The 24348-nt window shown below is 60.6% G+C and carries 22 protein-coding genes, 1 pseudogene and 1 riboswitch; of the genes and pseudogenes, 15 read left to right on the top strand and 8 right to left on the bottom strand.

Translation table 11 applies throughout. The annotated features are described in order from the left end of the window. Positions 1–8 precede the first annotated feature (8 nt). Both speB and BKP54_RS05025 read right to left on the bottom strand, forming a co-directional pair. Entirely contained in the window at positions 9–971 is a 963-nt protein-coding gene (speB, locus tag BKP54_RS05030; protein ID WP_057211432.1) for an agmatinase, read from the bottom strand. Positions 972–1154: 183 nt separating this feature from the next. Continuing rightward, positions 1155–1946, bottom strand: coding sequence for a phenylalanine 4-monooxygenase (locus tag BKP54_RS05025; protein ID WP_025426554.1), 792 nt, complete (start codon positions 1944–1946; stop codon positions 1155–1157). A 112-nt stretch (positions 1947–2058) separates the two neighbouring features. On the opposite strand from BKP54_RS05025, the gene BKP54_RS05020 reads away from it, so the two are divergent. After that, positions 2059–2532: an Lrp/AsnC family transcriptional regulator gene (locus BKP54_RS05020; RefSeq protein WP_051509158.1), complete on the top strand. Its 474-nt coding sequence runs from the start codon at positions 2059–2061 to the stop codon at positions 2530–2532. Between the two features lie 54 nt (positions 2533–2586). On the opposite strand, the gene rpsI is transcribed toward BKP54_RS05020, so the two are convergent. The 3 genes from rpsI to BKP54_RS05005 all read right to left on the bottom strand — a co-directional run bounded on the left by rpsI (position 2587) and on the right by BKP54_RS05005 (position 4175). After that, the gene (rpsI, locus tag BKP54_RS05015; RefSeq protein WP_025426556.1) at positions 2587–3054 is read right to left on the bottom strand and encodes a 30S ribosomal protein S9; all 468 of its coding nucleotides are present in this window, start codon (positions 3052–3054) and stop codon (positions 2587–2589) included. After that, a complete protein-coding gene (gene rplM / locus BKP54_RS05010) occupies positions 3054–3518 on the bottom strand; it encodes a 50S ribosomal protein L13 (protein WP_025426557.1) in 465 nt (154 codons plus the stop codon). Before rplM ends, rpsI begins: the two co-directional genes overlap by 1 nt. Positions 3519–3743: 225 nt before the next feature. Further along, on the bottom strand, positions 3744–4175 hold the full coding sequence (locus BKP54_RS05005; protein ID WP_025426558.1) for a PaaI family thioesterase: 432 nt from the start codon (positions 4173–4175) through the stop codon (positions 3744–3746). 172 nt (positions 4176–4347) lie between these two features. Here BKP54_RS05005 and BKP54_RS05000 point away from each other — a divergent pair, with 172 nt between their 5' ends. Beyond that, on the top strand, positions 4348–5169 hold the full coding sequence (locus tag BKP54_RS05000) for an enoyl-CoA hydratase (RefSeq protein ID WP_025426559.1): 822 nt from the start codon (positions 4348–4350) through the stop codon (positions 5167–5169). Between the two features lie 19 nt (positions 5170–5188). Here the strand turns inward: BKP54_RS05000 and BKP54_RS04995 are convergent, their stop codons facing one another. After that, positions 5189–6025, bottom strand: coding sequence for an EamA family transporter (locus BKP54_RS04995; protein ID WP_025426560.1), 837 nt, complete (start codon positions 6023–6025; stop codon positions 5189–5191). Positions 6026–6223: 198 nt separating this feature from the next. On the opposite strand from BKP54_RS04995, the gene BKP54_RS04990 reads away from it, so the two are divergent. The 3 genes from BKP54_RS04990 to BKP54_RS04980 all read left to right on the top strand — a co-directional run bounded on the left by BKP54_RS04990 (position 6224) and on the right by BKP54_RS04980 (position 8549). Beyond that, positions 6224–6652, top strand: a complete 429-nt coding sequence (locus BKP54_RS04990; RefSeq protein ID WP_025426561.1) for a CoA-binding protein — start codon at positions 6224–6226, stop codon at positions 6650–6652. Positions 6653–6864: 212 nt separating this feature from the next. Then, positions 6865–8148 (top strand): O-acetylhomoserine aminocarboxypropyltransferase, encoded by a 1284-nt coding sequence (locus BKP54_RS04985; protein WP_025426562.1) that lies wholly within the window; start codon positions 6865–6867, stop codon positions 8146–8148. A 56-nt stretch (positions 8149–8204) separates the two neighbouring features. Beyond that, on the top strand, positions 8205–8549 hold the full coding sequence (locus tag BKP54_RS04980) for a cupin domain-containing protein (protein WP_025426563.1): 345 nt from the start codon (positions 8205–8207) through the stop codon (positions 8547–8549). 8 nt (positions 8550–8557) lie between these two features. Here BKP54_RS04980 and BKP54_RS04975 read toward each other — a convergent pair whose 3' ends face one another. After that, positions 8558–9046 (bottom strand): MarR family winged helix-turn-helix transcriptional regulator, encoded by a 489-nt coding sequence (locus BKP54_RS04975; RefSeq protein WP_025426564.1) that lies wholly within the window; start codon positions 9044–9046, stop codon positions 8558–8560. Positions 9047–9174: 128 nt separating this feature from the next. Here BKP54_RS04975 and BKP54_RS04970 point away from each other — a divergent pair, with 128 nt between their 5' ends. Next, positions 9175–9993, top strand: a complete 819-nt coding sequence (locus BKP54_RS04970) for an SDR family oxidoreductase (RefSeq protein WP_025426565.1) — start codon at positions 9175–9177, stop codon at positions 9991–9993. 94 nt (positions 9994–10087) lie between these two features. Here the strand turns inward: BKP54_RS04970 and BKP54_RS04965 are convergent, their stop codons facing one another. Then, the gene (locus BKP54_RS04965) at positions 10088–11335 is read right to left on the bottom strand and encodes a cytochrome P450 (protein ID WP_025426566.1); all 1248 of its coding nucleotides are present in this window, start codon (positions 11333–11335) and stop codon (positions 10088–10090) included. Positions 11336–11592: 257 nt separating this feature from the next. Between BKP54_RS04965 and BKP54_RS04960 the strand changes: the two are divergent. From BKP54_RS04960 to BKP54_RS04920, 9 genes and pseudogenes are all read left to right on the top strand, one after another. Next, positions 11593–12163: pseudogene (locus tag BKP54_RS04960) on the top strand (VOC family protein). Positions 12164–12399: 236 nt separating this feature from the next. Further along, a complete protein-coding gene (locus tag BKP54_RS04955; protein WP_025426567.1) occupies positions 12400–13257 on the top strand; it encodes an endonuclease/exonuclease/phosphatase family protein in 858 nt (285 codons plus the stop codon). A 22-nt stretch (positions 13258–13279) separates the two neighbouring features. Beyond that, complete coding sequence (locus BKP54_RS04950) at positions 13280–14839, top strand: phospholipase D family protein (protein WP_025426568.1); 1560 nt, start codon at positions 13280–13282, stop codon at positions 14837–14839. 291 nt (positions 14840–15130) lie between these two features. Then, a complete protein-coding gene (gene clpP, locus BKP54_RS04945) occupies positions 15131–15763 on the top strand; it encodes an ATP-dependent Clp endopeptidase proteolytic subunit ClpP (protein WP_025426569.1) in 633 nt (210 codons plus the stop codon). 294 nt (positions 15764–16057) lie between these two features. Then, on the top strand, positions 16058–17335 hold the full coding sequence (clpX, locus tag BKP54_RS04940; RefSeq protein WP_025426570.1) for an ATP-dependent Clp protease ATP-binding subunit ClpX: 1278 nt from the start codon (positions 16058–16060) through the stop codon (positions 17333–17335). 378 nt (positions 17336–17713) lie between these two features. Continuing rightward, positions 17714–20134, top strand: coding sequence for an endopeptidase La (gene lon, locus BKP54_RS04935; RefSeq protein ID WP_025426571.1), 2421 nt, complete (start codon positions 17714–17716; stop codon positions 20132–20134). A gap of 222 nt (positions 20135–20356) precedes the next feature. After that, on the top strand, positions 20357–20632 hold the full coding sequence (gene hupB, locus BKP54_RS04930) for a DNA-binding protein HupB (protein ID WP_025426572.1): 276 nt from the start codon (positions 20357–20359) through the stop codon (positions 20630–20632). 122 nt (positions 20633–20754) lie between these two features. Next, a riboswitch (FMN riboswitch) is annotated at positions 20755–21007 on the top strand. Positions 21008–21093: 86 nt separating this feature from the next. After that, on the top strand, positions 21094–21993 hold the full coding sequence (locus BKP54_RS04925; RefSeq protein ID WP_057212386.1) for a DMT family transporter: 900 nt from the start codon (positions 21094–21096) through the stop codon (positions 21991–21993). A gap of 98 nt (positions 21994–22091) precedes the next feature. Then, on the top strand, positions 22092–24287 hold the full coding sequence (locus BKP54_RS04920; RefSeq protein WP_057221474.1) for an esterase-like activity of phytase family protein: 2196 nt from the start codon (positions 22092–22094) through the stop codon (positions 24285–24287). Positions 24288–24348 lie beyond the last annotated feature (61 nt).

Here is a 24348-nt window from a genome sequence, read left to right as displayed (position 1 = left end):
GCAGGAAATCAGCGAAGCGTCGAACGCTCCGCCAGCTTTTCGGCGTGCAGGCCGAGCATGTACATGGCGACCGTCGCGCCGGCGATGGCGGTGATGTCCGCGTGGTCATAGGCAGGCGCGACTTCGACGACATCGCTTCCGACGACAGTCAGGGCTCCGAGCTTGCGTAGAACCGAGAGTATCTTGGCGCTGGATGGGCCGCCGGCGACCGGAGTGCCGGTGCCGGGCGCATAGGCAGGGTCGAGGCAATCGATGTCGAAGGTCAGATAGGCTTTGCGTTCCCCGACCTGCTGAATGATGGCGTCGGCAATGTCTGAAACACTCATTTCCTCGATGTCGTAGCCATAGAGAATGCGGATGCCGCAGTCTTCGGGCGCATGGGTGCGGATGCCGATCTGGATCGATGCGTCGGTATCGATCAGGCCCGCCCGCGCCGCACGGCCGACAAACGAGCCATGATCAATACGACCGCGTTCATCCGGCCAAGTGTCCTGGTGCGCGTCGAACTGGACGAGGGCGAGGGGGCCATGGATGGCCGCATGGGCTTTCAGGATCGGATAGGTGATGAAGTGGTCGCCGCCAAGCGTCTGCAGATAGGCGCCGCTCTTCAGGATCTTTGCCGCTTCGCGCTCGATCGTCGCCGGCGTTTTCGAGTGGTTGCCGTAGTCGAGCAGGCAGTCACCGTAATCGATGGTTGCCATTTCAGCAAAGAGGTCACGTTCGAACGGGTATTGCGGATCGTTGTCGAAGATCGCCGAGGCGCGGCGGATGGCCTGCGGCCCGAAGCGGGCGCCGGGACGATTGGAGGTTGCGGCGTCGAACGGGATGCCCCAGACGACGGCATCGACGTCCTTCAGCTGCTTTGAGTATTTGCGCCGCATGAAGGAGAGAATGCCGGCATGCGTCGGGTCCGATGCCGCCGATGTGAGTGAGCGCGCCGTTAGCGCGTGATCGATCGTCCTGTTCGCCATATCCCGTCTCCCGTGTATGGCGGAACGTTGGACAATCGTCGCCGGCAAGGCAAGTCCCTGCCGGCGAATTCTACTGCATAGTTCCTTAAATCGATTCCGATTTAAGGATAAAAATATGTAGCAGGTTCAAAGTGTTACAGCGTCCTTCGCGCGTCATATTTGACGCGCGGCGCTGTAATGCTGTCAGGACGCCTTGGCTTCGAAGGTCGGCGCGAAGTCACCCAGCGCCTTGGCCTCGGTAATGCGCGCGCCGATGTCCTCTTCGATGATGGACTCGAGCTGCGCGAAGCTGTCGATCACGTAGTAGATCGGCTGGACGATATCGATGCGATAGGGGGTGCGCAGCACCGTCATCAGGTCGAAGGGGCGAAATTCACTCGCCGACGGCTCCATCGCCGTGCGGGTCTCGTTCGGCGACGACACGATGCCGGCACCGAAGCAGCGCCGACCTTGCGGCGTGTTGATCAGTCCGAACTCGACAGTGAACCAGAAGATCCGGAACATATGCCAGGAATAACCCTTGCCAAGTGCGACGGCCTTTTCGCCGAAGCGGCGGACGAAGTTGGCGTAGCTCTGGTTGGTCAGGAGCGGGCAATGGCCGAAGACCTCGTGGAAAATATCAGGCTCTTCGATATAGTCGATGTGTTCGCGCCTGCGGATGAAGGTTGCGAGCGGAAACTTGCCCTCAGACAGAAGTTCGTAGAACCGCGATGGCGGGATCAGTGCCGGTACGCCTTCGACACCGAAGCCGGTGGTTTCCTGCAGGCGGCGGTTGACGTCCTGCAACTGCGGCACGCGGTCAGGGCCAAGGCCAAGTTTGCGCGCGCCCTCCAGATATTCGTCGCAGGCCTTGTCGGCGAGCAGTGCCATCTGTCGCTGGTAAAGTTCGCCCCAGATCGCATCTTCCTCGGGCGTGTAGTGGTAGCTGCCATCGGGCTCCGGCAGTTTCGCGGTGTAGCTGCTTTCCTTGGGCATGACGTCTCCTCATTCGTCAAAACATCCGGTTGTTGCAATTGTATCGCGAATGGAGCGAGTATTTGTTTCACAGTTGCCGGCGGAAGCCGCTGATGCGGGAGGAAATTTCAAAATGTCGTCGGATTTGAAGGAAACTTCCCAGCCATTGCGCAAGCTGCTGAGGCTGATTCAGGCCGACAGCGGCCAGTCGCTGTCGGAGCTCGCGGAAAGCGCGGGCATGTCGCAAAGCTCCGCCTGGCGCCGGCTGCAGGAACTGGAGGCCGACGGCGTGATCCGCAAGCGGGTGGCGCTGCTCGATCCGTCGAAACTGGATCTGAAACTCTGCATCATCGCCCATGTGACGCTGGAGGATCATCATGACGAGGCCATCGCCTCTTTCTCGGCGGTTGTCCGCGATCGGCCGGAGATTATGGAGTGCTATGCGCTGTCGGGAACCTTCGACTACATGCTGAAGATCCGCGCGAACGACGTCGACAGCTATGACGCCTTCATGACGCGCTATCTCATGCGCAATCCGCATGTGCGCACGGTGGTTTCAAGCTTCGTGCTGCGCGAGTTGAAGTCGACGACCGAGCTGCCGATCTGAAACAAAAAAAGGCCGGGCGAACCCGGCCTTCCAAAATGCAGTGTCTTCCAGCGATTAACGCTTGGAGAACTGGAACGAACGGCGGGCCTTGGCCTTACCGTACTTCTTACGTTCGACGACACGGCTGTCGCGGGTCAGGAAGCCGCCCTTCTTCAGGACCGGACGCAGGCCCGGTTCGAAGTAGGTGAGCGCCTTGGAGATGCCGTGACGAACGGCACCGGCCTGGCCGGAGAGACCGCCACCGGCGACCGTCGCGTCGATGTCGAACTGGCCATCACGGGCAGCTGCGACGATCGGCTGCTGCAGGATCATCTGCAGAACCGGACGAGCGAAGTAGTCGAGGTACGGCTTGCCGTTGACGGTGATCTTGCCCGAGCCGGGCTTGACCCATACGCGGGCGACAGCGTTCTTACGCTTGCCGGTCGCGTAGGAGCGGCCCTGTGCATCGACCTTCTTGACGTGAACCGGAGCTGCCGGTTCCGCAGTCGTGGCGATTTCCTTGAGAGCGGAAAGGTCGGCCATTAGGCGCTCCTTGTGTTCTTGCTGTTCAGCTTGGCGACGTCGAGGACGGCCGGCTGCTGTGCTTCATGCGGATGGTTCGTGCCTGCGTAAACGCGCAGGTTCTTCATCTGGCGACGGCCGAGCGGGCCGCGGGGAACCATGCGCTCGACGGCCTTCTCGATGACGCGCTCCGGGAAGCGGCCTTCGATGATCTGGCGCGCGGTGCGCTCCTTGATGCCGCCGGGGTAGCCGGTGTGCCAGTAGTACTTCTTGTCGGTGTACTTCTTGCCCGTAAGCACGGCCTTCTCGGCGTTGATCACGATGACGTTGTCGCCATCGTCAACATGCGGCGTGAAGGTGGCTTTGTGCTTGCCGCGCAGGCGGTTCGCGATGATGGAAGCGAGGCGACCGACAACGAGGCCTTCGGCATCGATGATGATCCACTTCTTCTCCACCTCTGCAGGCTTCTGAACGAAGGTTGCCATAACAAAACTCTTTCTCTGGACCCGAACGGCGAACCGCTGGGCGTTTCTTGTTGCTTGGTTTTGACTGAAACTCAGCCAAAAGAAGAAAGCGGCCCGAGAGGGACCGCGATCTGAGGGTGCTTATACCCAAGCCCTAAACCGGCGTCAACAACGTGAATTTTGCAAGGTCGAAATAAAGTATTGCGAAAACAACGACTTAGCAATGTGGTGCATTGATACCTCAATTTACTGAGGCGGAATCGAATAGGTCGCTGTCGCATGCGCCACGAGATCGTCGCTGCTGACCATTGCGATAGCGGCGTCAAGAACGGCCAATCGCTTACCGAGCTTGAGGATGCGGCAGGTGCATTCGAGCGGCCGCGGCTCCGGCTTGCGCAGGAAATTGATGTTGAGATTGGTGGTGACGGCAAGCGCCACAGGTCCGATATGGGCGATCAGCGCGATATAAGCCGAAACGTCCGCAAGCGCGAAAAGTGTCGGGCCCGATACGGTGCCGCCCGGCCGGATATGACGCTCGTTCGGATCGAGTCGCATCGTCGCAAATCCGGGGCCGGCCTCGGTGACATGGAACACTTTGCCGTCCGTGTGGACCTGAGGAAAGTCCGTGTCGAGAAACCGGTTCAGCTCCTCGACCGTCATGATGGGCTGGATCTTCATCGGCAGGTATTCCTTTGCGCTAACATCGACACTTAGTGAAGCCGACATGCGTTTTTGCGCAAGGCGGAAAAAGGTCTAAGTCGCGACAGCTACCACTGACTTGAAAGGTTGCAGGAGGCGGCGTACCACGGATGCCCATTTACGGGGATAGACAGGACAGCAGGAGAAAAGCATGGCGGACGTTGTTTCATTTCGGAAGGAAGAGCCGAGTGCATTGCTGGTGCGCGAGCTTTCGGGACCGGTGCTTCGGCTGACGCTCAACAACCCGCCAGCCAATGTGCTTTCGATCGAGCTGATGGAGGCGTTGCATACGGCGCTCGATGCCGTTGCCCATTCCAAGGACATCAGAGTTGTCGTGCTGGCGGCATCCGGCAAGCTGTTCTCCGCGGGCCACGACCTCAAGGAAATGACGGCACATCGGGCCGATGCCGACGGGGGCAGGGCCTTCTTCGAAACGACGATCCGCCTTGCTGCAGATTTGATGATCAAGATCACGCGGCTGCCCCAGGCGGTCATCGCCGAGTTCGACGGCCTGGCGACGGCAGCCGGTTGCCAGCTTGTTGCCAGCTGTGATCTGGCGATCTGCACCGACAGCTCCACCTTCTGCACGCCGGGCGTCAATATCGGCCTGTTCTGCTCGACGCCGATGGTGGCGCTGTCGCGGGCAGCACATCGCAAGCAGGCGATGGAAATGCTTCTGACAGGCGAGACCATCGATGCATCGACCGCCAAGGATTTCGGCCTGGTCAATCGCATCGTGCCCCAGCAATATCTTCGCCAGGTCGTCGACAAATATGCAGCCGTCATTGCTTCGAAATCGCCGCAGGCGCTGAAGATCGGCAAGGAAGCGTTCTATCGCCAGGCGGAAATGAGCCTTCCCGAGGCTTACGATTATGCGGTCGGCGTCATGGTCGAAAATATGCTGGCAGGCGACGCCGAGAACGGCATCGGCGCCTTCCTCGGCAAGCGGATGCCGGAGTGGGATAGGGAATAATTGGGATTGGGAATAGCGGTCAGGCCAGTTTCAGGAGCAGGGCGCCAAGCGCGATTACGCAGGCGGCGGCGATGCGCCAGATGCTGACGCGCTCCTTCAGAAACACCACGGAGATAACGACAGCGAACAGGATCGCGGTCTCGCGCAGCGCTGCGACGGTCGCGACCGGCGCCTTCGTCATCGCCCACAGTGCCAGGCCGTAGGCGCCAATGGAGCCGGCGCCGCCGATGAGGCCGCGCCACCAGTTCTTGTAGACGTGGCGGGCGACCGGCTTGATGCCCCGCCGGGCAAAGGCCCAGGTAAACAGCAACACCGGCGGAAGCAGCGCCATCCACAAAGTGTAGGAGATCGCGTTGCCCGACACCCGCGCGCCGATGCCGTCGACAAAGGTATAGCATGCAATCACGCAGGCATTGAGTAGCGCCAGGATGATCGCGTGTTTGCCGCCTTTTCGCGATTCGAAGGCGAGCGTCAGCACGCCGACGCTGATGGTCAACACACCCGCCATGGCGCCGGTTGTCAGCTGCTCGCCGATGATGACGCTGCTGGTGGAGGCGACGATCAGTGGCGCGACGCCGCGCATCAGGGGATAGACTAGCCCGATATCGCCGGCACGGTAGGAGGCAGCGACCAGCTGGAAATAGGCAAACTGGAAAAGCGCCGAAACCAGGATGAACGGCCAGGCTTCCGGCTGCGGCAATGGCAGGAACGGCAGGAAAGGAATGGCCACGACTGCCGCGCCGAGTGCGATCATTGCCGCATCGAGCGATTTCTCCGAGCCCGCCTTGACCAGCGCATTCCAGGTCGCGTGCAACAGCGCCCCGAAGAGGACGAGCGCAATGACATCAAGGGGCAAGGTGAAACCTCAGTGGAGAATGGGGCAGGCCGTTGCCAGCGTTGTCGCGCCACTGTACGGGAAAAGCAACCGGAAATTGGCGGGAGGATGCCTGTGCGGCGCTACAGCCGTTCCGCCGCCGCCATCGGGCGCTCGATTGACACCCGCCGCCACCGTGCGAACTATACACGCGTATAACAGATGAGTTCGGATCAGAACATGAACCACGACGCCTACCCGGATTATTACCTCGCCGACATCCTGCGTTCGACAAAGACGATCGCCCTCGTCGGTGCATCGCCGAACGCCGAGCGGCCGAGCCATCGGGTCATGGCCTTCCTGTTGCGCAAGGGCTATCGCGTCATCCCCATCAATCCGGGTCATGTCGGCAAGACGATCCTCGATCAGCCCGTCGTCGGCAGGCTCACCGACGTCAAGGAGCCGATCGACATGGTCGACGTCTTTCGCGCGGCCCATGCACTGCCGGCGCTCGTCGACGAGATCCTGGCGCTCGAGACCTTGCCGAAGGCGATCTGGGGCCAACTGTCGGTGAGGCACGACGCCGCTGCTGCCAAGGCGGAGGCCGCCGGTATCAAGGTCGTCATGGATCGCTGTCCGGCGATGGAGTATCCGCGTCTGATCGGCTGACACGGCATCGGCCACAGCGATGTTTCGTGCAACCGTCAGTTTTGAAAAAATCTTTCTTTGACCACGCGTGGCGGCTCTGGGATAGTGCCGCCGCTCCAGCGCATGAAGCCGAAATCGAAGCTGTTCTTCGACGCGCACGATGCCTGGAATCAAAGGGATAGGGTGCGTTTGGCGCCTCCATGGGAGGTGCGGCGCGGTCATGGGAGGGACGAATGACGAAAGACAATCCTGGTTTCAGCACGCTCGCAATCCACGCCGGAGCGCAACCAGATCCGACGACGGGCGCCCGGGCGACGCCGATCTACCAGACGACCAGCTTCGTCTTCAACGACACCGACCATGCGGCAGCACTCTTCGGCCTCCAGCAGTTCGGCAATATCTACACCCGCATCATGAACCCGACGCAGGCGGTGCTGGAAGAGCGCCTCGCCGCATTGGAAGGCGGCACTGCGGCGCTGGCGGTTGCTTCCGGGCATGCGGCCCAGCTTCTCGTATTCCACACGATCATGAGCCCGGGTGACAATTTCGTCGCCGCCAACCGTCTTTACGGTGGCTCGGTCAATCAGTTCGGCCATGCCTTCAAGTCCTTCGATTGGCAGGTTCGTTGGGCGGATCCGGGCGATCCTTCGAGCTTTGAGGCGAAGATCGATGCGCGCACCAAGGCGATCTTCATCGAAAGTCTCGCCAATCCGGGTGGTACCTTCGTCGATATCGCCGCGATTGCCGAGGTCGCACACAAGCATGGCCTGCCGCTGATCGTCGACAACACGATGGCGACACCCTACCTGCTGCGTCCGCTGGAGCACGGTGCGGATATCGTCGTGCATTCGCTCACCAAGTTCATCGGCGGTCATGGTAATTCGATGGGCGGCGTCATCGTCGATGGCGGCACCTTCGACTGGTCGAAGTCCGGCAAGTACCCAATGCTGTCGGAGCCGCGCCCGGAATATGCAGGCGTCGTGCTGCATCAGGCCTTTGGCAATTTCGCCTTTGCGATTGCTGCTCGCGTTCTCGGGCTTCGCGACTTCGGGCCGGCGATTTCGCCGTTCAACGCCTTCATGATCCTGACTGGCGTCGAGACGCTGCCGCTGCGCATGCAGCGCCATTGCGACAATGCGCTCGCCGTTGCCAAGTGGCTGAAGGGCCACGACAAGGTGTCCTGGGTCAACTATGCCGGGCTTGAGGACGATCCGAACAATGCGCTGCAAAAGCGCTATGCACCGAAGGGTGCCGGCGCCGTCTTCACCTTCGGTCTCAAGGACGGCTACGAGGCAGGAAAGCGCTTCGTCGAGGGGCTCGAGATGTTCTCTCACCTTGCCAATATCGGTGATACCCGTTCGCTCGTCATTCACCCGGCCTCGACCACCCATCGTCAGCTGACCCCGGAGCAGCTGGTTGCGGCGGGGGCAGGTCCCGATGTCGTGCGCCTGTCTGTCGGTATCGAAGACGTTTCCGACATCATCGCCGATCTCGAGCAGTCGCTCGCAAAGATCTGATATTGATATGAAAAAGAGGGGACGGACCTTCCGTCCCCTTATGGAGTTGGTGCGTGATGGTGAAGATGCAGAAATTCGACTTGGCGGCGATCGAGCCCGAAGTCGGCGGGCCTGCGGCCGATCGGCTGATTTCCGGCACGCCTCGGTTCCGCACCTGGAACGTCGAGGAGGCCGATGGCGGGATTTATGCCGGCGTCTGGGAATCCACGCCCGGAAAGTGGCGCATCGCCTATGACGAATGGGAGTACTTCCATATCCTGTCGGGCTACTCGGTCGTCACCGACGACGGCGGCGCAGTGGTGCACCTGCGCGCCGGCGACAGCATGATCCTCCAGCCCGGTTTCAAGGGAACGTGGGAGGTCATCGAGACGACCCGCAAGGATTACGTCATCCGCCTCTGATCGACCCGTTATCCCTTTGCGCCCGGCTCGGTACCGTCCGATGCCCGGGTGAACGCTTCGGCAAACGAGGCTTCCGAGATTCCGTTCAGCGCCCGCCGCAAGGCTTCGGCCTCCTGTTTACCGAGAGCATTGTCGAAGCGCGCCTGCGCCTTGCGCCAGAGATCCGTCGTCTCCCGCTGCTTCTTGGCGCCGAAGGGCGTCAGCTGAACGCGCTTCACTCGCCGGTCCGACGCGTCGGGCACAAGCTCGACATAGCCGTCGCGGATGAGTGGCTTCAGCGTGTGACCAAGCGCCGACAGGTCCATCACCAACAGATCCGCGAGCGTGCGCAGCGACGCATTCTTGCTATGGGCGATCTGGCTCAGCAGCGAATACTGCGTGCCGCGCAATCCGCTTGGTGCGAGCACATCCTCATAGAGCTGTCCTAACTGTCGCGAGGCGCGCTTCAGCGCACTGTTGGTGCAGAAGTCCCAGATTCCCTTCGGCGTGTCGTCCATCGTTTCCTCCGTCGGGAGCTGCGGCGCCCATTTTCGACTTTGGTAGCGCCACTCTTGCGCAGCGTCCAGTTTGCTGTATATTTAGTGGCATATACCACTAGATTGAAATCCGAACAAGGAAACCGACAATGCGTGCAGTGGAGAAAAGGGGTAAGGCGCTGGTGACGGGCGCGTCGTCGGGCATCGGCGCGACCTATGCGGACCGCTTGGCGCAACGCGGCCATGACCTGGTTCTGGTGGCACGCGATAAAAAGCGTCTCTCCGATCTTGCCGCCAAGCTGTCGGCGCAATACGGTGTGACGGTCGACGTGCTCAAGGCGGACTTGACGCTACGGGATGACGTAAGGCTGGTCGAGAAGCGCCTGCGCGAAGACGAGGCAATCGAACTCCTTGTCAACAACGCGGGGATCGGTCCGAAGGGACCGCTGCTCACTGATGACCTGGACTATCTCGAAGCCATGATCGAGCTGAACGTCGTCGCCGTGAACCGGTTGGCGATTGCCGCCGCCCAGACATTCGCGATGCGCGGCAAGGGAGCGATCATCAACATCGCCTCCGTCGTCGCGCTGGTGCCCGAGCGGTTCAACGGCACATACAATGCCTCCAAGGCGTTTGTGCTTAACCTGACGCAATCGATCAACGTGGAAGCGGCAGACAAGGGCGTCAGGGTTCAGGCGGTGCTGCCCGGGCTGACCCGCACCGAGATCTTTGACCGGGCCGGCGGCTCGATCGACCGGCTCGACCCTTCGATGGTGATGGACGTCACCGATCTCGTCGACGCGGCACTTGCCGGTTTCGACCAGGGAGAACTGGTCACCATTCCATCGTTGCCCGACGCTGCCGACTGGCACGCCTTCACAAAGGCGCGCATGGTGCTGTCGCCCAATCTTTCGCATGACAGGCCGGCGGCGCGCTACGGTGTCGAACAGACGGCCGCCGCCGTCTAAACCCCAACGCATTCGCCTCTGCAATTGGGATCAAACGGCTTCGGCGGTTGCGTCGAAGCCGTTTGCTTTGCGCAGACCGGGCAGGGGTGTCCCTTCACCAAACGAGATCGAGCCGCTCCAGGCCATGGAAATGGAAACTGTCCTTCACTTCCGGCGGGTGTTTCAGCCGCATCCCGGGCAAGCGCTGGAACAGGATCGGCAGCGACAGCTTGAGTTCGAGCCGGGCGAGCGGCGCTCCGATGCAGAAGTGCAGGCCCGCACCGAACGAGACGTTGACGCCCTCGTCGCGCGCAGGCTTGAAGCGGTCAGGGTCGCTGAACTTCCGCGGATCGACATTGGCGGCACCAAGAAGCAGGCCGATCTTGTCGCCCTTGCGAAGCGCAATCCCTTCGTCGAGTTCGATATCCGACAGCGCATAGCGTTGAAAGATATGCAGCGGTGCGGCAAATCGGAGGCACTCCTCGATCGCAAGATCGGTCGTCGCCTCCGTTGCGAACAGATCTCCCGGCGCGTGGTCCGACTGCAGGATCGTTCTGACCGCGTTGCCGATCTGATGGACGGTCGCCTCGTGGCCGGCGTTGAGAAGCAGGGCGGCCGTCGAAACCAGCTCTGCCTCGGACAATCGCTCTCCATCTTTCTCCGACGTGATCATATGTGTCAGCAGATCGTCGGCCGGCTTGCGGCGCTTCTCGGCGATGATGGTCTTGAGGTAGTCGGCGAAGTCGGCGGAGGCCTGGTTGGCGTCGAACTCGGTCTCGTGGCTCCGATTGAAGACGTACATTCTCACCATGCGATGCGACCAATCGAGCAGGTTTGGCGCGGCGTCGACGGGAATGCCGAGCATCCTGGCGATGATCGTGACCGGGATCGTTTCGGCATAGGTCTTCAGTAGCTCGACTTCGCCGTCCTGCTCGAAACCGTCGATGATCGTATGCGAAAGCCGTTCGATGTCCGGCCGCAACTGTTCGATCTGCCGGGAGACGAAGGCGCGGTTGACGAGGGTGCGAAGCCTGGTGTGGGTCGGCGGTTCGAGCTCCAGTAGCGAATGCTCCTCAAGTGCGTCGAAATCCTTCAGATGCGGCTTCGGTGCCGGCATGCCGAGTTCTTCGCGTGTCGCCACGTGTAGGATCTGCCGGCCAAAACGCCGGTCGCGTAGCAACGCGTTCACCTGGTCGTAGCCCGCGAAATACCATTGTTCGCGCTCGCTCCAGTAAAATGCCGGGCAATGGGCGTGAATTTCCGCGTAAGCCGACAGTGGCGCACGGTAGAAATCCGGGTCGTGCACGTCGATCGAAACGCTTCGCTTGGCGCTGTCGATGATGATGGCGGGCTTGGGCGGCATGATCTGGCTCTTTGCAAGGCGGGTGCGACAGCTATTTCTAAGGGCGACCGGGTTCGCCCCGCAAGAGTACAAGTTGCAGAGCCCTGACCGATCGACAGCGCGACTGAGTGGTTGTCGCAACGGGTCATCGGCTTGCGGTATCAGCGCGTTGACAAGATAGCTCACCGCGAGTCAATGTTCTGACGCTGCGTAGGGCGCATCGGTGCAAGGTCGAAAGGGCAACGCCCACCTACGGTAGATAGACCTTAGTTGCGCCCATGCCGAACCTCGAAAACCTCAAGAAGCAGGCCCGACCTGGATGATCGGGAAATATTGAAGGCAGACTTCAAGCTCGCCGACGCCCAGGAACTGGTCGCACGCCAGATGGGTTTTGACGGCTGGCAGGCGCTCAAATCAGGAGCCCTGACAATGACCATGCAAGCAAAACAAGCAGCACCGCGCCCTGTTCTGCAATCGACTTCGGCACAATTGTTCGTCGCCGATATCAAGGCGTCTTGCGACTTCGTCACCGACAAACTCGGTTTTGCCGTCGACTTCGTCTACGGCGATCCACCCTTCTATGGCCAGGTGAAACGCGACAATGCGCTGCTCGCATTGCGCCTGGTCTGCGAGCCTGTCTTCGTCGGCGACATCAGAGAGCGGGAGCATCTGCTTTCCGCCTCCTTGACCGTCGCCACATCGGATGAGCTCAAGCGCCTGTTCCTCGACTATCAGGCCGCCGGCGTGCGTTTTCACCAAACATTGCGGACCGAGCCTTGGGGTGCGCGGAACTTCATCGTCCTTGATCCCGACGGCAATCTGATCCTCTTTGCCGGTCCGGCGGATTGAAGGTCGCGTTTGCGCAACGGCGGGTGGCCCGGCGGCCGGCCGTCATTCTCCAGCCCTCAAAAATGCGGGAAACAGTCTACCTGTGCCTTGAGGTCTGAGCGGCGCCGATGACTGTGGAGCAGTTCGAAAAAGCGCCACTGCCGCCATTTCGAACGGAACAAGTTTTGGTCTGGAGCCTTTTTCAGTGGCGTCCGGCGACCTATTTGCGCATGATGCGGCAGCAAGCAGGGAGCGGCATGGCAAAAAACCAGACCAGTCTATCGGCGGGCATCGTAGCGGCAATCCGCAAGCGGCGACCCACCGTCGTCAGCCGTGAGGCGGCGGTCAACCGCGGTGATATCGTCATCGCTTCCTACAACATCCACAAATGTGTCGGCACCGATGGCCGCTTTGATCCGGGCCGCACGGCCCAAGTGATCGGCGAACTCGGCGCCGATATCGTCGCCCTTCAGGAAGCCGACCAGCGGTTCGGTGAGCGGGCAGGGCTCCTCGATCTGGAACATCTGCGGCGCGAAGCGCATCTCGTATCCGTTCCGATCTCGGGCTTCTCCACCAAGGGGCATGGCTGGCACGGCAATGTGCTGCTTCTGCGTGAAGGTGCGGTTTCCGACGTACAGCAACTGAAACTTCCGGGTGTCGAGCCGCGCGGAGCGCTCGTTGTCGATCTTGACCTCAGGATGGGGCCGCTGCGCGTGATCGCCGCCCATCTCGGATTGCTTCGTCATTCCCGCGCGCAACAGGCCGAGGCGATCATCGAGGCGGCCTCCGATGCGGGCGGGCGACCCACGCTTTTGATCGGCGACCTCAACGAGTGGCGCATGGGCAAACGGTCGTCGCTGTCCTTCCTTAGCCCCGTCTTCGACCCCTCGCATGCGACCGTCGCGAGCTTTCCCTCTCGCTTTCCGCTGTTGCCGCTCGATCGCGTTCTCGGCAACCCGCACAGCCTGGTGACATCGGTCGCAGTGCACGATTCTCCTCTGGCCCGCATCGCTTCCGATCATTTGCCGGTCAAGGCATCGATCGATCTGAAGGTCGGCAAGCGGGAAGACCATAACAACGAACGGATTGAAGTGAGCCGGGCCGGATCGGCCTGAGACACTTTCTGGCGGGCAGGTGATGTTGTCCTTTGTCATTGTTGCCGTTGTCGCCATCGGCGGCGCGTTCGGTGCGGCGATTTTCTATGTCTATGGCCGCTTCGGTCGGCGTCCCCATGGAGACCCGTCTGCTGCACTCCCTGTCGCTGACGCCGATACCGAACTCGATCGGGCCATAGGCCCGCTGCTTCGCACCCGTTCCGGAAAGAACGGCATATCGCTGGTCTCTGACAACATCGAAGCTTTCGTCGTCAGGGCGCATGCGGCTCGCAGGGCCGGCCGCGGCCTCGACCTGCAATACTACTACTGGAAGGATGACTTGACCGGTCTCTTGCTCACGCGTGAAATCCTGACGGCTGCCGACCGCGGCGTCCACGTCCGCCTGCTGCTCGATGATATCAACGCCGGCATCCACGACCGGATGTGCATCGCGCTTGATGCCCACGAGAACATTGAGGTCCGGCTCTTCAATCCAAGCCGTGCCCGCACCGATCGTATCCGCCGGGGTTTCGAGATGGCCATCCGCGCTTTCAGCGCCACACGCCGCATGCACAACAAGCTGTGGGTTTCCGATGCGCGCCTGGCCATCGCCGGCGGGCGCAATATCGGCGATGCCTATTTCGACGCGGCCGAGCTTTCAAACTTTCGTGACCTCGATCTCTGGATGATCGGGCCGGTGGTCGATCAGGCAACGGCAATGTTCGATCGCTATTGGAACAGCACGTCCGTGCTGCCGATCGCCAAACTGCGCACCCCCCGCAAGCAATATCTGCCGGCGCTGAGGGAGGCGCTCGATGCCCATGCGCGCACGCCTGCCGCCCGTTTCTATCTGGAGCGCGTGACTGACGCGATGGCCGAAGAGACGTTCTATAGCGGCTCGAGAAGGCTGTACTGGATCGACAACGTTCGCCTTGAGGCCGACCCGCCCGAGAAGGCGCTGATGCAAAAGCGGCAGAACTGGCTGCTGCGCGAACTCTTCCCGCTGATCCAGGCGGCAAAGAACGATCTGCGCATCATTTCGCCCTATTTCATTCCCGGCACGGCCGGGACGCGCGAACTGACGGCGCTTGTGAAAAAGGGCATCCGCGTCGCGGTGCTGACAAATTCACTGGCTGCGACCGACGTCGCGGCCGTTCATGGTGGCTATGTGAAGTACCGTCGAAACCTCGTTCGCGCCGGTGTCGAGCTTTTCGAACTGAAAGAGCAGGGCGATACGGTCGAGAGTCATCGTATGTCGCTGTTTGGCCGGCGCAATGCGAGCCTGCACAGCAAGGCCTTTGTGGTCGATGGTCTGAACGGCTTCGTCGGTTCGATGAATTTCGACCCGCGGTCGGCATCGCTGAACACCGAAATGGGCGTTGTGTTTGTGGATGCAGCACTTGCCGGCGAACTCGCCACGATGTTTGAGGACGAGACGGCCCCGTCCGTCAGTTATCGGCTAAGCCTTGAAGGTGCGCGGCTCGTCTGGCGTGACCGAACCAACGGGACCGAGCGGCGGCTGCGGCGCGAGCCCGACGCCAGCCTGCTGAGGCGCGTTATCGCCGGGATCATCCGTATCCTGCCGATCGAATCGCAGCTTTGAGGTCCGCCGTGGCGCGCGCGCCGTTTACCGTCCGTTTACCCAGCGGTGGCGAATGCTGTGCGGAAAGCGCAAAAGCCAGGGCGTTGGCAAAGGCGGCGGCGAAAAAATGTTCTATCAGCAATCACGTGTGGAGGACCGCTGTTCTTAGGCTGGAAGGGCGCCGCCGATTAAGGTTATCGGAGGTTGGCGACTTGAAGTGAAGGGTGTTGACACTCTATGTAGGGGCAGAAGGCTAATCCTGTGATTCCCGGTTCGCAAAGGCATTGCGGGCCCGATTGATGAAGGTTCGATATGAGAAATCCAGTTGATACCGCCATGGCGCTGGTGCCGATGGTTGTGGAGCAGACCAACCGCGGCGAACGTTCCTACGATATCTTTTCGCGCCTTCTGAAAGAGCGCATCATCTTCCTGACCGGTCCGGTCGAAGATCAGATGGCAACGCTCGTCTGCGCCCAGCTTCTTTTCCTCGAGGCAGAAAACCCGAAGAAGGAAATCGCTCTCTACATCAATTCGCCGGGTGGCGTCGTTACCGCCGGTATGGCGATCTACGACACCATGCAGTTTATCAAGCCGGCGGTTTCGACGCTGTGCATCGGTCAGGCCGCCTCGATGGGTTCGCTCCTGCTGGCTGCCGGCCACAAGGACATGCGTTTCGCCACCCCGAACTCGCGCATCATGGTGCATCAGCCGTCCGGTGGCTTCCAGGGCCAGGCCTCTGATATCGAGCGTCACGCCAAGGACATCCTCAAGATGAAGCGGCGCCTGAACGAGGTTTACGTCAAGCATTGCGGCCGGACCTACGAAGAGGTTGAACAGACGCTCGATCGCGACCATTTCATGAGTTCCGACGAAGCGCTCGACTGGGGTCTGATCGACAAGGTCATCACGTCGCGCGAAGCGATCGAGGCTGCAGAGCAGGCGTGATAACGCGCTTTTGTGTCACGATAGATGCAATTGTGACACAATTGTAATGGTGAAAGGGCTTTATCGAGGGGGTAAAGCCGCTAAGATGACCCCTTAATGTTCTATTGAGCTGTGAAGACATAGGGTTCAGAGTTAGGTGGGAGAGTCGTTGCGGCCGAATCTTGGGCAAAATGCCCTGATACGGTGAGTACTCCCGGAAGCCCTCTTAATGCGGCGCAGGTCTTTGCGCGGGGCGAATTGAGTGGTCCGTGATATCTTTTCCGAAGATGTCCGGCGTGCTGGAAGGAAATGGAAATGAGCAAGGTCAGCGGTAGCAACGGCGGTGACTCGAAGAATACGCTTTATTGTTCGTTTTGCGGCAAGAGCCAGCACGAAGTCCGCAAACTGATTGCCGGACCGACGGTCTTCATCTGCGATGAATGCGTCGAGCTCTGCATGGACATCATTCGCGAAGAGAACAAGACCTCGATGGTCAAGTCCCGCGATGGCGTTCCGACCCCCCAGGAAATCATCAAGGTCCTCGACGAGTACGTCATCGGCCAGCAGCAGGCGAAGCGCATTCTTTCGGTCGCCGTGCACAACCACTACAAGCGTCTGGCCCATGCGGCCAAGGGCAGCGATGTGGAGCTGGCGAAGTCGAACATCATGCTCGTCGGCCCGACCGGTTGCGGCAAGACCTATCTCGCACAGACGCTTGCACGCATCATCGACGTGCCCTTCACGATGGCCGATGCGACGACGCTGACGGAAGCCGGCTATGTCGGTGAAGACGTCGAAAACATCATCCTGAAGCTGCTGCAGGCTGCCGACTACAATGTCGAGCGCGCCCAGCGCGGCATCGTCTACATTGACGAAGTCGACAAGATCTCGCGCAAATCCGACAACCCGTCGATCACCCGTGACGTTTCCGGTGAGGGCGTGCAGCAGGCGCTCTTGAAGATCATGGAAGGCACTGTTGCTTCGGTGCCGCCTCAGGGTGGCCGCAAGCATCCTCAGCAGGAATTCCTGCAGGTGGATACCACCAATATCCTGTTCATCTGCGGCGGCGCCTTCGCCGGCCTCGATAAGATCATCTCCGCCCGTGGCGAGAAGACGTCGATCGGTTTCGGCGCGACGGTTCGCTCGCCGGAAGATCGCCGCGTCGGCGAAGTTCTGCGCGAACTCGAGCCGGAAGATCTGGTTAAGTTCGGCCTGATCCCGGAATTCATCGGCCGTCTGCCGGTTCTGGCAACGCTCGAAGACCTCGATGAGGACGCGCTGATCCAGATCCTGTCCGAGCCGAAGAACGCTCTGATCAAGCAGTACCAGCGGCTGTTCGAGATGGAGGACGTCGAACTGACCTTCCACGAGGACGCGCTGCGCGAGATCGCCCGTCGCGCCATCGTGCGCAAGACCGGCGCCCGTGGCCTGCGCTCGATCATGGAAAAGATCCTGCTCGACACGATGTTCGAGCTGCCGACGCTCGAAGGCGTTCGCGAAGTCGTGATCTCCGACGAGGTGGTGAAGGGTGCGGCGCGGCCGCTCTACATCTATTCCGAGCGCTCGGAAGAGAAGGCGAACGTTTCGGCCTGATCGCAGGCCCACAGATCGGACCTGAAAAAGCCCGCCTCGTGCGGGCTTTTTCATGGCCTTGCACTTAGTTGTTGAGATGGCTTGCGCGGGGGACGATTTAACAATTCGGTTGTTGCTAAAGTGTCTTAACAACGCAATGATGTGACGATTCAGTAGAGGGCCTCGGCCGTTGCATATCCTTGAAGCCTCGTTTTCCGTCGCAAGGTACGCAACAGCAATAAAGCGTAGTCAGAAGGACCCGGCCACTGATGGTGGATGTTGCGGCGAGCCTTGAAAAGGACTCTCTAGCACTCCACTTTCATGTGGAAAATATGACAACCGGGAGTGCCGCTGTGGCTCCCGGGAACGGGCCCGAAATCGGGACGGAAAGGAAATGACATGACGAGCAAAACGTCTCCGGCGACTGAAAGCGCGACCTATCCGGTCTTGCCGCTTCGCGACATTGTAGTCTTCCCGCACATGATCGTGCCGCTCTTTGTCGGCCGTGAAAAGTCCATCCGTGCGCTTGAAGAAGTCATGGGGACCGACAAGCAGATCATGCTTGCCACCCAGATCAACGCGACGGACGACGATCCGGAAGCCTCGGCGATCTACCAGGTGGGCACGATTGCCAATGTCCTGCAGCTCCTGAAGCTGCCCGACGGCACCGTCAAGGTGCTGGTCGAAGGGCGCACGCGCGCCAAGATCGACAGCTACACGCCGCGCGAAGAATTCTACGAAGCGTCCGCACAGGCGCTCGACGAGCCGGAAGAAGATCCGGTCGAGATCGAGGCGCTCAGCCGCTCGGTCGTCTCCGAATTCGAAAGCTACGTGAAACTCAACAAGAAGATTTCTCCGGAAGTCGTCGGCGTCGCGAGCCAGATCGAAGATTATTCGAAGCTTGCCGACACCGTCGCATCGCATCTATCGATCAAGATCGTCGAAAAGCAGGAAATGCTGGAAACCACCAGCGTGAAGATGCGCCTGGAAAAGGCGCTCGGCTTCATGGAAGGTGAGATCTCCGTCCTGCAGGTGGAAAAGCGTATCCGTTCGCGCGTCAAGCGCCAGATGGAGAAGACCCAACGCGAGTACTACCTCAACGAACAGATGAAGGCGATCCAGAAGGAACTCGGCGACGGTGAAGACGGCCGCGACGAGATGGCCGAAATCGAAGAGCGCATCGCCAAGACCAAGCTTTCCAAGGAAGCGCGCGAAAAGGCCGACGCCGAGCTGAAGAAGCTGCGCCAGATGAGCCCGATGTCGGCGGAAGCAACCGTCGTGCGCAACTATCTGGATTGGCTGCTTGGCATGCCGTGGGGCAAGAAGTCCAAGATCAAGACCGATCTGAACCATGCCGAGGAAGTGCTCAACGTCGATCACTTCGGCCTCGACAAGGTCAAGGAGCGCATCGTCGAATATCTCGCCGTCCAGGCCCGTTCGACGAAGATCAAAGGCCCGATCCTGTGCCTCGTCGGCCCTCCGGGCGTCGGCAAGACTTCGCTTGCCAAGTCGATCGCCAAGGCGACCGGCCGCGAATACGTGCGCATGGCGCTGGGTGGCGTTCGTGACGAAGCCGAAATCCGCGGTCACCGCCGCACCTACATTGGCTCGATGCCCGGCAAGGTCGTCCAGTCGATGAAGAAGGCGAAGAAGTCCAACCCGCTCTTCCTGTTCGACGAGATCGACAAGATGGGCCAGGACTTCCGTGGCGACCCGTCCTCGGCTCTGCTGGAGGTGCTGGATCCAGAACAGAACTCGACCTTCATGGATCACTACCTTGAAGTCGAATACGATCTGTCCAACGTGATGTTCATCACCACGGCGAACACGCTGAACATTCCGGCGCCGCTGATGGACCGCATGGAAGTGATCCGTATTGCCGGCTACACCGAAGAGGAAAAGCTGGAAATCGCCAAGCGGCACCTGCTGCCGAAGGCGATCCGCGATCACGCGCTGCAGCCGAAAGAGTTTTCGGTCACCGACGGTGCGCTGATGGCGATCATCCAGACCTACACACGCGAAGCCGGCGTTCGTAACTTCGAGCGCGAACTGATGAAGCTCGCCCGCAAGGCGGTAACCGAGATCATCAAGGGCAAGGCCAAGGCAGTGGCAGTCACTGCCGGCAACATCCAGGACTACCTTGGCGTACCGCGTTATCGTCACGGCGAAGCCGAACGCGACGATCAGGTCGGTGTGGTCACAGGTCTTGCCTGGACCGAGGTCGGCGGCGAACTGCTGACGATCGAAGGCGTCATGATGCCCGGCAAGGGCCGCATGACCGTCACCGGCAACCTGCGCGACGTGATGAAGGAATCGATTTCGGCGGCGGCATCCTATGTCCGCTCGCGGGCGATCGACTTCGGCATTGAGCCGCCGCTGTTCGACAAGCGCGACATCCACGTGCACTTGCCGGAAGGCGCGACGCCCAAGGATGGCCCGTCGGCCGGTGTTGCCATGGCAACAGCGATCGTCTCTGTCATGACCGGTATTCCGATCTCCAAGGACGTGGCGATGACGGGTGAGATCACCCTTCGCGGCCGCGTGCTGCCGATCGGAGGACTGAAGGAAAAACTGCTGGCGGCCGTTCGCGGCGGCATCAAGAAGGTGCTGATCCCCGAGGAAAACGCCAAGGATCTCGCCGAGATCCCGGACAACGTGAAGAACGTGCTGGAGATCATCCCCGTTTCGCGGATGGGTGAAGTGCTCGAGCACGCTCTGGTCCGCGTCCCGGAGCCGATCGAATGGGACCCGGCAAATGAGCCGGCAACCGTCGCCGCGGTTGATTCGCAGGACGAAGCGGGCGCTTCCATCGCCCACTGATTGACAGGACCGGGCGGGTGCAATTGTGTTCCCGTCAGGCCCATTTGGCAGAAAAACAAGGAAGACCGGCCTCTGGCCGGTCTTTTTTGTTGTAAAAGCATGCTGCAAGCCTTGCATTCCAAGGGATTAGGCGCAATTGGGAATGGCAAGACGCGGGCGATGCGCAAGCCGCCGCGGCTTAAAAACACAGTCGTTTCGAACCATTTTGAAAGGGGTGGAAACATGAACAAAAATGAGCTCGTGTCTGCCGTTGCTGAGAAGGCCGGACTTTCCAAGACCGACGCATCTTCCGCAGTTGATGCAGTTTTCGAGACCATCCAGGCTGAACTTAAGGACGGTGGCGACATTCGCCTCGTCGGTTTCGGCAACTTCTCCGTTTCGCGTCGCGAAGCCTCCAAGGGCCGCAACCCGTCCACGGGCGCTGAAGTTGACATCCCGGCACGCAACGTTCCGAAGTTCACGGCCGGCAAGGGCCTGAAGGATGCCGTTAACGGCTGATAGGTTTGCTTGACGGCCGGATACGAGGCCGGCCGTCCAAGTCTTGAAGGGTTCGGTTCACGCCGGACCCTTTTGCGTTTCGGCTGCCCTTGCAGCAGCGCGGTCTTTGGTCTACGGCTCAGCCCTGTTCTCAGGGCGGGGTGAAACTCCCCACCGGCGGTAAGGGCTCAGCGCCGCGCGTCAAATATGACGCGCAACGGACGCTGTGACACTTGAAAGCTGCTGCATAATTTTCTCCTTAAATCGGATTGGATTTAAGGAATTATGCAGCAGGCCCAAGCCCGCGAGCACTTCAGGCGCTGTCGTGTCGGAAGGTTAGCAGATCCGGTGCGATTCCGGAGCCGACGGTCACAGTCCGGATGAAAGAGAATGATCGTGGGTGCGACGGGCGGGCGGTCCGTCGTCGCATCCTGCGCTCATGTGTCCTGATTTGTGTAGGTCCCTGTTTGCGGATGAAGGACATGAGCGAGACGACCCAAGCACTTTTCACCTCCCGTGCCATGGCCGGTGCGGCCTGGATGATACTGGCCGGCGTCGCCTTTGCTCTCCTGAATGTCGTCACGCAATGGATGACGATGCAACTCGGCTTTTCCGCCACCTCGACTGCCTTCTGGCAATATGCATTTGCACTCGTCTTCTCCCTGCCGTTCCTGTTTCGCGCCGGCCTGTCGGCCATGCGCACCGATTACCCCTGGCGTCACGTCATTCGCGTTGCCTTTGCGGCGCTCGGCGTAGGGGCCTGGGTTTCGGGCCTGGCTTCTGTTCCGATCTGGCAGGCGATCGCGCTGGTGATGACATCGCCATTTTTCATCATTCTTGGTGCGCGGCTCTTCCTGGGCGAACGCGTTGGTCCGGCACGCTGGGCAGCGGCGGCAGTCGGCTTTGCCGGCGCCACGATCATCCTGCAGCCCTGGTCGGAAAGCTTCACCTGGGCAGCGCTGCTGCCGGTTTTCTCGGCGCTGCTCTGGGGGGCGGCGTCGCTGATCACCAAGAGCCTGACAGGCATCGAGCGCCCTGAGACGATAACGGTCTGGTTGCTCGTGCTTCTGACGCCGATCAATGGTGTGCTGGCGCTGTCGGCAGGGTTTGTCGTGCCGAGTGGAACTATCCTTGCGCTATTGGTGCTGGCGGGGCTTTTGACCGTGGTGGCACAGTATCTGTTGACGCTTGCCTATACCGTCGCAGACGCAGCGTATGTGCAGCCTTTCGACGATCTCAAGCTACCGCTCAACGTTCTCGCCGGCTGGCTCGTCTTCGGTTATGCGCCGAGCGGCTATCTGTGGCTGGGGGCGGTCCTGATCCTCGGCGCCTCGCTTTTCATCATGCGCAACGAGATGAAACGCGAGCGCGCGACCGCGTAAGACAACGCTGCACAACAAAGGCGCGAGACTGTCATGCGCCTGTCATCGCCATCCCGCAGAACCCCCTTGTTTTGAATATTCGACATGGGGGATTTTTCATGACCATTTCATCATGCAGAACGGCACTTGCCGCCATACTTCTTGCGTCCGTTGCCTTTCCGGCTGCCGCCGAACCGGTGTTCAATCGTATTGCGTCCTTCGCCGTTGCCGACAATCTGCCGGAGGGCGATGCCCGCAAGGACGCGACATCCGCGGAAATCATTACCGCCACCGAAGACGGCAATACGCTGATCTATTCCGATAGCCCGGGCAAGCGCATCGGCCTTATCGATATCACCGACGCCAAGGCGCCGAAGGCGGCCGGTATCGTGTCGTTCGATGGCGAGCCGACCTCGGTAACCGTCGCCGGTACCAAGGCCCTGATCGCGGTCAACACACGCGAAAGCTTCACCAAGCCTTCCGGCTTTCTCGCTACCGTCGACGTTGCCTCGAAGAAGGTCGAGTCGACCTGCGATCTCGGCGGCCAGCCGGACTCCGTCGCGGTCAACAAGGACCGGACCATTGCTGCGATCGCGATCGAGAATGAGCGCGATGAAGAGGTCAACGACGGCAAGATCCCGCAGATGCCTGCCGGCGACCTGGTGATCCTGTCTCTGAAGGATGGTGGTGCCGATTGCGCGACGATCAAGCACGTGACCCTCACCGGTCTTGCCGAGGTTGCAGGCGACGACCCGGAGCCGGAATTCGTGTCCTTCAACGGCAAGGACGAGATTGCGCTGACGCTGCAGGAGAACAACCACATCGTCATCATCGACGGCAAGTCGGCGACGGTAAAGACGCATTTCTCCGCTGGCGCGGTCGACCTTAGGGACATCGACGCCAAGCGTGACGGCGCCATCGCCTTCATGGACGAGCAACCGGGCCGCAAGCGCGAGCCTGACGCCGTCAAGTGGCTCGACGACAATCGCATCGTCGTCGCCAACGAAGGTGACTATGAGGGCGGTTCGCGCGGCTTCACCATCTTCGATACGGCCGGTAAGGTCCTGTTCGAATCGGGTGCGAGTTTCGAACACGAGATCGCTTCGATCGGCCACTATCCCGAGAAGCGCTCGTCGGCCAAGGGCGTCGAGCCGGAAGGCCTCGAGGCTGCCAAGTTCGGCGAAGACAATCTGTTCTTCGTGCTTGCCGAACGTGCATCCGTCGTCGGCGTTTACAAGGACACCGGCGCCGAGCCGGAACTGCTGCAATTGCTGCCGTCGGGCATCTCGCCGGAGGGTGCCGTCGCGATCCCGTCGCGCAATCTGCTTGCGACCGCCAACGAGGTCGATCTCGGCGAAGACGGCGGCGCTCGCTCGCATGTGATGATCTACGAGCGTGGCGAAGGTGAAGCCGCCTATCCGCAGATCCGTTCGGCGGACAAGGATGGTCTGCCGGTGGGCTTCGGAGCCTTGTCGGGCCTCGCAGCCGTTGCCGACAAGCCGGGCTTCCTGCGCGCAGTCAACGATTCGGTTTATGCATCGCAGCCGACCATCTTCACCATCGATGCGACGCAGAAGCCGGCGTTGATCACCGAGACGCTTCGGATCACCCGCGATGGCGCCCCGGCACAGAAGCTCGACATCGAAGGCATCGCCAATGATGGGGAAGGGGGCTTCTGGCTCGCTTCGGAAGGCAACGCCGACAAGCTCTACAGCCACGCGCTGCTGCGTGTGAACAAGAAGGGCGAGATCAAGAAGGAGATCGCCCTGCCCGAAACTCTGCGTGCAGGCGAGAGCCGCTTCGGCTTCGAGGGTGTAACGGTTGTCGGCGAAGGCGACGATCAGGTTCTCTGGATGGCCGTCCAGCGCGAATGGAAGGACGACGAGAAGGGCTTCGTCAAGCTCGTCTCCTACAAGCCGTCGAGCGAGGAATGGGGTGCTGTGCGTTATCCGCTCGAGAAGGCGGATGGCGGCTGGGTCGGCCTGTCGGAAATCTCCGTCCACGGCGATTATGCCTATATCATCGAGCGAGACAACCTGATCGGCCAGGCAGCCAAGCTGAAGAAGCTCTACCGTGTCGCCCTTGCCGACCTGAAGCCGGCAGCCCTTGGCGGCGAGCTTCCTGTCGTCAAGAAGGAAGAGGTTCGCGACCTCCTTCCCGATCTGAGGGCCCTGAAGGGTTACGTCGTCGACAAGGTCGAAGGCTTCACCGTCGATGCCGCCGGCAACGGCTATGTCGTCACCGACAATGACGGCGTCGACGATTCCTCCGGCGAGACACTGTTCTTCTCCATCGGTGCCATCGACGCGATGTAATCGTCGGGCCAGGAGAAAAACGAAAGAGGCCGGGACATGACGTCCCGGCCTCTTTCTGTTT

Source organism: Ensifer sp. 1H6 (assembly GCF_001976035.1).
In the GTDB taxonomy this organism is placed as follows: Bacteria; Pseudomonadota; Alphaproteobacteria; order Rhizobiales; family Rhizobiaceae; genus Ensifer; species Ensifer canadensis.
This window is presented reverse-complemented; position numbering and strand designations above follow the sequence as displayed.